At 37.8% G+C, this 13166-nt stretch carries 6 protein-coding genes; all 6 read left to right on the plus strand.

Annotation, left to right across the window (positions count from 1 at the left end):
• The 6 genes from BGC7_RS09215 to BGC7_RS09240 all read left to right on the plus strand — a co-directional run bounded on the left by BGC7_RS09215 (position 1) and on the right by BGC7_RS09240 (position 13164).
• On the plus strand, positions 1-2001 hold the full coding sequence (locus BGC7_RS09215) for an OPT family oligopeptide transporter (RefSeq protein ID WP_050701291.1): 2001 nt from the start codon (positions 1-3) through the stop codon (positions 1999-2001).
• Positions 2002-2416: 415 nt separating this feature from the next.
• Positions 2417-6511: a hybrid sensor histidine kinase/response regulator transcription factor gene (locus tag BGC7_RS09220; protein ID WP_050701292.1), complete on the plus strand. Its 4095-nt coding sequence runs from the start codon at positions 2417-2419 to the stop codon at positions 6509-6511.
• A gap of 131 nt (positions 6512-6642) precedes the next feature.
• Complete coding sequence (locus tag BGC7_RS09225; protein WP_050701293.1) at positions 6643-7788, plus strand: glycoside hydrolase family 88/105 protein; 1146 nt, start codon at positions 6643-6645, stop codon at positions 7786-7788.
• Between the two features lie 4 nt (positions 7789-7792).
• On the plus strand, positions 7793-9946 hold the full coding sequence (locus tag BGC7_RS09230; protein ID WP_050701294.1) for a glycoside hydrolase family 2 protein: 2154 nt from the start codon (positions 7793-7795) through the stop codon (positions 9944-9946).
• Between the two features lie 273 nt (positions 9947-10219).
• A complete protein-coding gene (locus BGC7_RS09235; RefSeq protein ID WP_050701295.1) occupies positions 10220-11734 on the plus strand; it encodes an alpha-L-fucosidase in 1515 nt (504 codons plus the stop codon).
• Between the two features lie 11 nt (positions 11735-11745).
• A complete protein-coding gene (locus tag BGC7_RS09240) occupies positions 11746-13164 on the plus strand; it encodes a Gfo/Idh/MocA family protein (protein ID WP_050701296.1) in 1419 nt (472 codons plus the stop codon).
• Positions 13165-13166: the final 2 nt, after the last annotated feature.

Raw genomic sequence — 13166 nt, forward strand, 5'->3', positions numbered from 1 at the left:
GTGAAAACTGAAAATGAAGAAAAGGTAAGTGGGCTACCGGAAAATGCCTTCAGAGAACTAAAAGAGGGTGAGGAATATAAGCCTGTCATGTCTCCTGATAAGCAATATCGGGAAGTAACGCCTTGGTCTGTATTGTGGGGCTTGGTTATGGCTGTAATATTTAGTGCAGCAGCAGCTTACCTCGGACTGAAAGTGGGACAAGTGTTCGAAGCTGCTATTCCTATAGCTATCATTGCAGTGGGGTTGTCGAGTGCGACGAAACGCAAGGGTGCTTTAGGCGAGAATGTTATAATTCAGTCGATAGGAGCCAGTAGTGGAGTTATCGTAGCAGGAGCTATATTTACCCTTCCTGCCTTATATATATTGCAATCGAAATACCCTGAGATTTCAGTCGATTTTTTTCAGGTGTTTCTTAGTTCACTGCTCGGAGGTATATTGGGTATTCTTTTCCTTATACCATTTCGTAAATATTTTGTGGCTGATATGCATGGCAAGTTTCCTTTTCCGGAGGCTACAGCTACAACTCAGGTGTTAGTGTCGGGTGAAAAAGGAGGAGGTCAGGCAAAACCTCTTATTGTAGCCGGAATTGTTGGTGGTGTATACGACTTTCTTGTAGCGACATTTGGTACTTGGGCCGAAACCTTTACCACCAGAGTACTTCCGTATGGAGCCGAGATGGCAGACAAAGTAAAGGTTGTATTCAAAATAAATGTAAGTGCAGCTTTGCTGGGACTTGGTTATATAATAGGGCTTAAATATGCTGCAATTATATGTGCAGGTTCGGCTTTGGTCTGGTTTATTATAGTTCCATTGTTGCCAATGTTGGGAGAGTCTACTCTGACTGTCTTGAACCCAACTTTTACAGGCGATATTTCAGCATTACCACCTGAGGTGATATTCTCTACTTTTGCCCGTCATATTGGTATTGGAGGTATTGCTATGGCAGGTCTTATCGGTATCATCAGATCGTGGGGTATTGTAAAAAGCGCAGTCGGGCTGGCTTCAAAAGAATTAAGAGGAGGCACATCTACAGGTGCTAAAGAAATAAACAAACGGACTCAGCGGGATATTCCTATGAAGATAATCTCGATAGGTGTTATTGTGGCACTTATTGTTACATTCTTGTTTTTCTATTTCGGAGTGATAAACAACCTTCTTCATGCTATTGTAGGTATATTGGTTGTTGCTCTTATAGCTTTCTTGTTTACTACAGTTGCCGCAAATGCAATTGCCATTGTAGGTACTAATCCGGTTTCGGGTATGACCTTGATGACACTTATTCTTGCATCGGTTGTAATGGTTGCCGTTGGGCTTAAAGGCACTTCTGGTATGGTTGCCGCTCTTATTATAGGAGGGGTTGTTTGTACCGCTCTGTCTATGGCCGGAGGCTTTGTAACAGATCTCAAGATCGGTTATTGGTTGGGATCTACTCCTGCAAAACAGGAGTCGTGGAAATTTCTCGGCACTTTGGTTTCTGCCGCTACGGTGGGTGGTGTTATTCTTATCCTGAATAAGACATACGGGTTTACGGGTGATGGAGCATTAGTTGCACCTCAGGCAAATGCTATGGCTGCCGTTATCGAACCATTGATGATGGGTGCAGGTGCTCCATGGGTTTTATATGGGGTAGGAGCTTTGCTGGCCATTCTGCTTACTCTACTCAAAGTTCCGGCATTGGCTTTTGCTTTAGGTATGTTTATCCCAATGGAGTTAAATGCTCCCTTGCTGATAGGTGGTGCTGTAAGTTGGTATGTTGGCAGCCGTAGTAAAGATCAGGCACTCAATGCTGCTCGTTTAGAAAAGGGTACCTTGTTGGCTTCCGGACTTATTGCCGGAGGGGCATTGATGGGAGTAGTAAGTGCAGGCATACGCTTTGCCGATCAGAACTGGGTTCTTGAAGAATGGGTAAGTAGTAGTGGAGCCGAATATCTTGCACTGTTTATGTATATAGTAGTTATCTGCTATTTGGGTTATTCTTCTATGAAGGCTAAAAAAGAATAGTATAATATATCATTTGTATTCGAACTGATAATATAGGAGGCTTTGCGTTTGTAAGGCCTCTTTTTACTTTATTAGGTGGGGTATATGGCTTTATATGACCACTTAAGGCAAATAGAGTAAAATATATATTGAATAGAGTAAAGAGTATGTAGGGTATCAGATATACTTTTACAATAACTAAAGGAGTATATTTTTTAACCTTGTTCTGTATATATTATAAAGGACACATCCATTTTCTTCTGTTTCAGCAACTATTTAATAGCAAAATAGATAGGAATATTCTTAACTTTGAATGACATACAATCCATATCTTAAAATAAGAGCAAGCCGTCTGTTTTATTGGTATAATAGATGTATATCCGATATTGTTTGTTGATTTGAGATAGGGTGAAGATAATATGCGAAATAAAAGTCTATGAAAAAACATTTAATATTTCTCTTCTTAATTTTATTTATACAAGGATTTTCCGACTGGAGTTCTCTATCTGGTAAAGAAAATTATGTATTTAGAACTTTCTCGCCGGAGGGAGGATTTTACTATGATGGTGTAAGGGATATTCAACAAGATAAAGATGGGTTTATCTGGGTTTTGATGGAGAATGATTTGTATCGTTTTGATGGTTATCAATACAGACATTACTCTTCCTCTTTCAGAGAATTGGATCGCTCTGTCAGATGGCGTTTTACGGGAATTGCAGCAGATTCTTTAGGCCGCTTTTTTGTGTCTAGCAACAATGGTCTTTATAGCTATGATAGAAATTCAGACTCTTTTCGTAAAGTGATTGGTTCTCAGCTTGATTATGTGAAGATAGATAATAGAAATAATGTCTGGGTAAAGAATAACAGCAGGATTGGAATACTTGATGTAGAGAATGCTTCTATAATGAAGCCTTTATATGATGGAGATTCCTTACTGTATATAGGAAATGTTTTTTGCCCTTACAGTTCTGATCTATATGTGTTTAGTAATTATGGTAAAATATATAGATTCGATTATTCCAACAAAGAATTTTCATTGAGTTTTACAATGCCCGAGAAGGATGGTCTGATACAAGGAGCTAAGGTGTATAAGGGTAAGTTGTGGGTGCTTGTCGATAAATATGGATTGTATAAGATAGATTTGAGAACCTTTACTATTGAAGAGCGTTTCGATTTAGTGAATATTACAGGTAAAAAAGTTCCTGCAAGGACAATGTATATTGACAAAAACGGGCATATATGGATAGGTACTTTGGAGGGCTTGTATATCCTAAATACTATAACTAAACAGTATTCTCATTTTTTACACTCCAAATCGGATCCTTTTAGCCTCACTAACAATTCCATATGGACTATATCGGAAGATCAGCAAAAAAATGTATGGATTGGAGGCTATTCGGGAAGTGTCTGTTATGTAAATATAAATGAAAGGGCAGCCTTTAAATCGTATTCGCCTCAAGAGGGGCAGTTGAATCATGCTCCTGTGAGCAGTTTTGCTGAGGATGAGAATTATGTGTGGATAGGAACAGAGGGTGGAGGAGTAAACCGATTGAATAAGGTTGATGATCATTTTACCTATTATTCGAATACAACAAATGTAAATAGTCCGGCACACAATAATATAAAGTCTCTGGTAATAGATAAAAATAAAAATCTGTGGATCTCTATGTTTCGCGGGGGGCTAGACTGCTTCGATATTCAGAAGAATATTTTTAGACATTATAGGCCTGATACGAATAACAAGAATAGTATATTGAGTAATGATCTTAGAAAAATCGTATTAGAATCTGACTCAGGCTTGTGGATCGTTTATCAGTTGCCAAGACTGGTTGTTTCTTTTCTGTCCTTTAAAGATTATTCTTTTAGTCATTATTATTTTGGTGAAGATGATTCTTCGTATTTTATATACGATGTTTTGAGGGGACGTGACAACAGTTTGTGGTTTGCTTGCCACAAGAAACTGTACAAAATGGATATAAAAGAGCGTACCTTTAAGGAAGTACATTTGAAAGATTCTCTCTATTTAAATGCTCATTCTCTGTGTAATGGAGATTTGGGCGAGATATGGATAGGAACTATAGGCAATGGACTTATCAAGTATGATCCTGAAAAGGAGACTTGCAAGATATTTGATGATATCCTCAAATTTAATGTTTCCTCTATATATGGTATTTGTTATGACGATGATGGCGACCTCTGGATGGGAACCGACAATGGCTTGTTTAAATATAATATAGAGAGTAATAAGTTTTTTCAGTTCGATAAAAAAGACGGCATTCAAGGACAGGTCTACTACCCTCTGTCGGCTATGAAGGGGGCTAGTGGGGAACTCTATTTTGGTGGTACTAACGGGTTTACTGTTGTTAATCCTAAGAATATAACATTCAATACTTATAAACCCAGAGTTGTTATATCTGAGTTTTTTATTGATAATAAGCCTGTAAAAGCAAATTATGACGATCAGTCTTCCGGTATTTCCGGAGATTGGAAGAGTGAGATTGTGCTCAATTATGATCAGTCTAATTTTGGGTTTAAGTTTTCTTCTGATAACTATCTTATACCTGAAAAGAACCATTTCAAATATAGATTGAGGGGTTATGATGACCGCTGGATCGAAGTAGACGCTTCTAATCGTACAGCACTTTACTCAAAGGTTCCTGCGGGTACTTATTATTTTGAAGTTCTTGCGGCTAATAATGACGGGGTATGGAGTGATATACCAACGGTAATAAAGGTGAAGAGAGAATCGGCACCGTGGTTGAGCGCACCGGCATACTTACTTTATTTGATTATTATACTCACCATATCAGGTATAATATTACGTTACTATAATGAGAAGAAAAAGCTGAAACTGCAACTTTATCTCGAAAATATTGAGAAAGATAAAAAAGAACAAATCCATCAGGCACAGTTGCGTTTCTTTACAAATATCTCACATGATTTCAGGACTCCCCTATCTCTTATCATTGCTGCATTAGACAAGCTGAGGCAAGAGGGGCTTAAAGAGTATTATTATAGAATATTGAATGGTAATTCGCAGAGGTTGCTCAATCTCGTTAACGAATTAATGGATTTTAGAACAGTGGAGAATGGTAAGATGAAGCTTGAAGTGCAAGCTGTCGATGTAAACTCTTTTGTAAGAGAAGTAGCATCCGATTTTATAGACTATGCAGTTCAACGGAATATTGATTTCAAAATAATTTGCGATCCGGAACTTATTGTACCTCTCTTTGTCGATAAATATATTGTAGAAAAAGTTGTTATGAATCTATTAAATAATGCCTTTAAGTATACAAAGAATGGAGGGTCTGTTGTTATTGAAACTTATTCAAAGAAGTCTTCTTTCCAGCCTTTATATAAAGATAGCTATGTGGTGTCGGGAGATTATATCCCCACAGAAGTGTTTTCTATTGTAGTCAAAGATTCGGGAATCGGAATTTCTAAAGAATCTATATCCAGTGTTTTCGAGCGGTTTTATAAAGTGAAAACTGTAAATATGGATTCTCACTTGGGTACCGGCATTGGGCTGGCTCTTGTAAAAAGCTTAGTCTTGTTACATAAAGGGGTTATTACCATCTTTAGTGAGAGAGAGAAGGGAACTGAAATGGAAGTCTGTCTTTCTTCGAATAAAGAAACTTATAAAGAGAATGAGTTTTTGAAAGATGAAGAAGAGGTTCAGGAAGAGATCCTCATTGAAAGTGAAGGTGCAGACGTGTTGCAAGCTGATGAGATATTAGAAGATACCGTATTGCTTCGTAATAAAAAACGAATATTACTGGCTGAAGATAATGATGATTTAAGAATTCTCATTGCCGATTCGCTTTCCGAAGAGTATGACGTCGTTCAGGCTGCCGATGGTCTAGCTGCTTCGGAACTTGCCGATGATATGGATGTAGATCTTATTATAAGCGATATAATGATGCCATTGAAAGATGGAGTGACTTTCTGTGCCGAAATTAAGAGTAATATAAATACGTCACATATCCCATTTATATTATTGACTGCAAAAACAGGACTAGAGAGCAAGATTGAAGGAGCCGATTCGGGTGCGGATATTTATTTTGAGAAACCAATAGATTTGAATTTCTTAAAATTATCCTTACAGAATATATTTAAGCATCAGCAACAACTTAAAGAATATTATGCCAAAAATTATTTTGCCGATAGTTCAGAATTATCTTCAAATGAGCAGGATAATAAATTCCTGAAAAAATTTATTGAAATTATTGAAGACAATATAGATCAGTCGGATATGGATGTCAATTATATAGCCTCTGAACTATCAATGAGCAGAAGCAAGCTATATACTAAAATAAAGACGTTGACAGATAAATCTATTGTTGAATTTATTTTGAGCCATAGGCTGCGCAAAGCAGCACGACTGATTATAGAAGAGAATATGACAATGCGGGAAATAATGGTTCAAATAGGAATTGAGAGTCAGCCTTATTTTACCAATGCTTTCAAAAAAGAATTTGGAGAAACACCTACGGCCTTTGCTTCTAAGCATAAAAAGAATAAGCAGAAATAGATCTCTATAAATAGCTTCACAAACGGAAATGATAAAAGAAAAGGTAAAATGAGTAACAGCATGGTGTAGCTATAAGGTATTTTTGTCGAGTCATAAAAATATTAGAATAAATATAAAATAATAAATATACCATGAAATTGTATTTAGTAGCATGCTTATTACTTATAAGTAGTTTCTCCAGCTGCAATTCTTCCGAAAATGCTTCAGCTCAGTCTTCTCGAGAAAGAGAAGAGATAGAGTTTGTTATGCAGAAAGTCACAGACTGGCAAATAAGAAATTTTACTTATTCCCTTAATGGTAATTTGCATGATTATGGAATTGACGCATGGACAAACGGAGTATTATATCTAGGTATGCAACAATGGGCTCAAACAATAAATAATGATTCAATATACAGATGGCTGTATGATTTAGGTGACAAAAACGAATGGAAGATTCCTTCTAACTTTAAAAACTACCCTAAATATCAGTTATATCACGCCGATGAACTTTGTATAGGACAATTTTATCTGAATATGTATGGTAAATACAGCGAAAGTAAAATGTTAGATTCTACCAAAGTTCGTGTTGATTGGATTCTTGCCAACCAGCCCGATCCAGATATGACATATAAAAATAAGCAGTCGTGGACATGGTGCGATGCTCTTTTTATGGCTCCTCCCGTATATGCAAAAATGGCTGAAATTACAGGGAATTCCAATTATTTGACGTATATGGATACCCAGTTTAAGCGTACTTACGAGCATTTATATAATAAAGAAGAAAAGCTGTTCTATAGGGATGATAGCTATTTTGGAAAGACCGAAGCTAATGGTACAGATGTATTTTGGGGTAGAGGAAATGGTTGGGTTATAGCAGGAGTAGCTAATCTGTTGAAAATATTACCACAAGAATCGGAACTAAGACCCTTCTATGAATCTCTGTTTAAAGAAATGGCAGTAAGATTAATAGAATTGCAAAGTGAAGACGGTTTTTGGCATGCCAGTCTGTTAGACCCTGATAGCTATCCATCGCCGGAGGCAAGCGCGACAGCCCTTATCACCTATTCGTTAGCGTATGGTATAAATAGTGGCCTTTTGTCAGAAAAAGAATGTATGCCTGCTATGCAAAAAGGATGGAATTCATTACTTTCCGCTGTAAATGAAGAGGGTAAATTGGGTTGGGTGCAACCAATAGGAGCCGATCCGAAAAAAGTAACCAACGATATGACCGCCGTCTATGGCGTCGGGGCTTTCCTTTTGGCAGGTTCTGAGATATATAATATGATAAATAAATAAAATTATGAAAATATTTGTACACTTACTTGTTGTTTTATGTTTCTCTGTAACAGTTTCAGCAAGAAATGTAGTTTCTTTTAATGATGGATGGTCTTTTAAAAAAGGTCCATTTGATAGCAGTCCATCTGTACTAAACTCAGGCTTTCTGAGTGGGAAATGGGATAAAGTGTCTATTCCTCATACATGGAACAATAAGGATATGCAGACCGAGATGGCAAACATGGACTGGATTCGAAACCCTCAAGAGAGATTCTATACAGGAGAGGCAATGTATAAAAAAACATATACACCGGATCAATCTTTGAAAGATAAGCGGGTTTTTTTACGATTCGAAGGCGTTGGTTCTGTGGCAAAAATATATGTGAATAATAAATTCGCGGGTAAACATATGGGGGCTTATTCTGCTTTTACTGTAGAACTAAGCAGTTTACTCAAGTTTGGAGAAAAAAACGAAATAGTAGTGAAAGTGGATAATACCCCACGTCCGGATGTTATCCCTGTCAATAATATTCTGTTTGGCGTATATGGTGGTATATATAGAGATATTTCACTTATTGTTACAGATAAAGTAAATATTGCTGTTACAGACTATGCTTCCCCCGGCATTTATATTTCGCAGGAGAATGTGACAAACAAGACCGCTGAGGCCAATGTGAAAATAAAAGTAGATAATACTACAGGAACAAAACGTAATATACGTTTAGTAACTACAATTTATGAAATGGACGGTAAGAAAATAAAAGACCGGAAAGAGACTCAGGAAATTGTAGGGCCGCAGGGCAGACATTTTTTCAATCATAAATTTGTAATATCCAAACCTCATTTGTGGCAAGGGCTCGAAGATCCTTATTTATATAAGGTGGTAACGCAAATTATAGCCGACGGAACGGTAATAGATGAAGTTGTACAACCTCTTGGATTACGTCATTTTGAGTTGAAAACCGGAGATGGGATGTACCTTAACGGCAAGAAAGTACCTATGTATGGAGTTTGTCGCCATCAGGACTGGTGGGAGTTAGGGAGCGCTTTGACAAGAAAAGAGCACGATACAGATTTGGCTATTATGAAAGAAATAGGAGCTACTACTATTCGTTTTGCTCACTATCAGCAGGCAGAATATATATATGCCAAATGCGATAGTATCGGGTTTATAGTTTGGGCCGAAATTCCGTTTGTGAATAGAGTCAGTACATCAGAAACCGAGAATGCAAAACAACAACTAACCGAACTTATTCGTCAAAATTATAATCATCCTTCTATCTATGTATGGGGGCTTCATAATGAGGTATATACTCCGTTTGAGCAAACAATTCCGCTTACCGTAACTTTGCATGACCTTGCAAAGTCGGAAGACCCTTATAGATATACCGTTTCTGTTAGTGGATATAATAAGATTGATGCCACTGCGAATAATTATGCCGACATACAGGGTATTAATCATTACTTTGGCTGGTATGGCGGAAAAATAAGTGACATAAAGGGGTGGGTGAAAGATGTTGAACAGAAATTTCCCGATCATAAAGTCATTTTCTCGGAATATGGAGGAGAAGCTAATCTCGACCATCAAAAAGAAGAGGTTGGAGAAGTTGGCGATTGCTGTGGCTTCGATAAAAAATATTATGAGTCGTTTGCTACTAAATTCCATGAAATACAGTGGGGCGAAATAAGTCAGCATCCTTATCTGTTGGCCTCTTATATCTGGAATACTTTCGACTTCGGAACACCACTTTCTTCTCAAGGAGGAGTTCACTCCCGCAATATGAAAGGATTGGTAACATTTGATCGTAAGACAAAAAAAGATCCATTCTATTGGTATAAAGCCAACTGGAGTAAAGAGCCTGTATTGTATCTGACACAAAGAAGAGTAACAGAGCGAGAAAATCAAAATACCTCTGTGACAGTTTATTCTAATATAGGAGCTCCAAAACTATTTGTAAATGGTAATGAGATAAAAGAGTTCTCTATTGGGACTACTCCGGTTCACTTTATATTTAATGAAGTAAAACTAGAAGAGGGCGAAAATATTATAGAAGTCAAGGCGGATAGAGCAGGAAAAGCCTACGAAGATAGGATTGTTTGGAACTATTCTCCGGAAAATAAAATGGTGCAAGACGATTCTCTTCCTCAGGAGAGAACAGGAGAGCATATCGGACTATAATTATATAGATGAATAAAATTAGATTCTCTGTAGGAACTGAAGCTTCATTGATATAGTCTCAACTTTATCTATAAACAGCCCTAGTTACTCTCGAAGCGAAGGCTTAGGTGAAGTCAAATAGATTCACTAACAATAGTTGAAAAACAGAAGAGAATATGTACAAGTTTGTCAGATTTTAGTTAAAATTAGAATTACTGAGACTGATAAAAGGGAATAGAAACTCAGGATAATGTTAACCTTTGATATACATAATAAACATATAAAATAGAGAAAATGAAAAAAAGTTTATTGTTAATTTTTGCACTGTTTACAGTTTTTGTACTGGAAGGAGTTGCTCAACAAAACTCAAAAGAGCGTTTGCCTCTTAAGCATGGAGCTCACCGGATAGGTAAACGAACTGACACAGAGATGCAACGGTGGCGCGAATATGGTCTTGGACAGTTTATCCATTGGGGTGTATATGCTATACCCGGAGGTCAATGGAAAGGTAAAACCACAACATATGCTGCCGAGTGGTTTCGCTCATCAGGATTAATAACAAAAGAAGAATATGATAATCTTTATAAAGAGTTCAATCCTACAGACTTTGATGCAAAGCAATGGGCAAAGCAAGCAAAGCAAATGGGAGCAAAGTATATGATCTTTACGACGAAGCATCATGATGGATTCTGTATGTGGCCGAGTAAATATACTGACTATACAATAGCAAATACTCCGTATAGAAATGATATTGTAAAAGAAATCGTAGATGCCTATACTGCGGAAGGTATCGATGTCTATTTGTATTTTTCCATTATAGATTGGAGCCATCCCGGCTATCAGGGAGGAAAGGGAATTACAAATGACGATCGCAAAATGTGGATCAATTATGATCCGTTCAATAATAAAGAAGAAAAAGACCGATATGAAACTTTCAAAGAGTTTACCCGCAATCAACTGATTGAGTTGTTAACAAATTATCCGGCAGCAAAAGGCTTATGGTTCGACGGATCGTGGGATGGTGCCTGGATGAAAGAGGCTGCATGGGTTGACAAACTTGGCGAAGAACTGAGAAATATGCATCCCGGCCTTATCATTGGTAGCCGTTTTAGGGCAGATGAGCTAGGTAAACGCCATGTAGATGCAAATGGTGATCTTATAGATGATTATGACCAACGTTTCGAACGCAATCTGCCAAACACATTAGCAGAAGTGGGAGGCAATGATTGGGATTGTGTAATGACTGTACCTGAAAATCAATGGGGATATCACAGAGACTGGTCGCTGACTTATGTGAAAACGGCATATGATTTGATTGAAATGACAGTAAAAGCAAATGCTCTGGATGGAAATTTCGTTATCAATTTTGGTCCTGATGGAAAAGGTAGCATTCGTAGCGAGGAAACAAAAATAGCCAAAGAAGTAGGAGAGTGGATGGCTGTAAATGGCAGCGCTGTTTATGGAACACATCATTCGGTTCTCGATAAGCAAGACTGGGGTTATTCTACCCAGAAAGAAGATAATATATATCTGTCAGTCTTTAATAAGCCAATGAATAACCTGGTTAGGGTAAAAGTTCCGAAAAGTAAGGATAAAGACATGATTTTTGTTATCGAAAAAGCTGAGTTTCTATCATTAAAAAAATCTGCATCTGTGCAAAATGGCGGACGTGACAAAACAGGCTCCTTATATTATGATATAGTTATTCCGAAGGAAATACAAAAAACAGACAAGCCATTTGTCATAAAAATAAAGCTGAAAGAAGTGAACAAAGGCGATAAAGAAGCCTATCAGCAAGCGTTAACCTAAAAAATGAAATAATGAGGAAATGTATATTGCTAATATTTAGCCTGTTTTTAATTAGTGTACAGATTTTACCGGCACAAGGCATTATAAAGTCCAATACACCTAAACGACCAACAGGGCAAACTGATGTGCTGGGACTGAAATGTGACCCTATACCGACAGTCAGAGTTGGCTTTATTGGTATCGGTATGCGCGGAATAGGTGCTGTCAACCGCTTTATGGCAATAGAAGGTGTCGAAATAAAAGCAATCTGTGATTTGGAACAATATAATTTAGATCGCACGCAAGATGCTATCGCTAAAAATAATCGTCCTAAAGCTAAGGAATATACAGGTGTTGACGGGTGGAAGCAACTTTGTGAAAATAAAGATCTTGATCTCATTTATATTTGTACCGATTGGCTTAGTCATACGCCTATAGCCGTGTATGGTATGGAGCAAGGTAAACATGTGGCTGTAGAAGTACCGGCTGCGACTACCCTAGATGAATGCTGGCTATTGGTAAATACGGCAGAGAAAACCCGTAAGCATTGTATGATGCTCGAGAATTGTTGTTATGACAAGTTTGAAATGGCAACCCTAAACATGGCTCAACAAGGAGTATTTGGTGAATTAGTGCATGTTGAAGGTGCTTATATACATGATTTGCGCTCTTTGAATTTTAATAAAAGGACTTCTCAAACAGAAGCTTATGAGCCGGGTATAGGAGAGTCTGTGAAGAAAAGACCCGGACTTACTGGCTATTGGGACTATTGGCGCAAGAAGTATAATATAGAACATACCGGTAATCCTTATCCTACTCATGGTCTAGGCCCTGTTTGTCAGATACTGAATATACATCGGGGCGATAAGATGAATCATCTTATATCATTGTCTTCCGGTCAATTTGGTATGACAGAATATGCCGAAAAAAGGTTTGGAAAGAATTCTCCCGAGGCTAAGCAGGTGTATAAGCTTGGCGATATGAATACAACTCTGATAAAAACCCAGAAAGGCAAGACTATTATGATACAGCACGATGTTACAAGTCCTCGCCCTTATAGCCGCATCCATATGGTAAGTGGAACTAAAGGATTTGCTCAAAAATGGCCTGCAACCCAAATAGCGTTAGATAGCCATAGGGCGTTGCCTCGTGCTGAAATGGACTCAGTGCTTGCTGTATATGAACATCCATTTTATAAAGAGGCAGGAGAGCAAGCCAAGAAGCTGGGAGCAATAGCTCATGGAGGGATGGATTTCATTATGGACTATCGTTTGGTTTACTGTCTGAGAAATGGTCTTCCTCTCGATCAGGATGTGTATGATGCAGCAGAATGGTCTTGTTTGGTTGAGTTGACAGAAACCTCTGTGAAGAATAATGGAGCTCCTGTCGAAATTCCGGACTTTACCCGTGGAGCATGGAATAAGCTTGATGGATTGAAATTTGCGAAGTAAGA

The sequence above is a fragment of the Dysgonomonas sp. BGC7 genome (genome assembly GCF_001261735.1).
Taxonomy (GTDB): Bacteria; Bacteroidota; Bacteroidia; order Bacteroidales; family Dysgonomonadaceae; genus Dysgonomonas.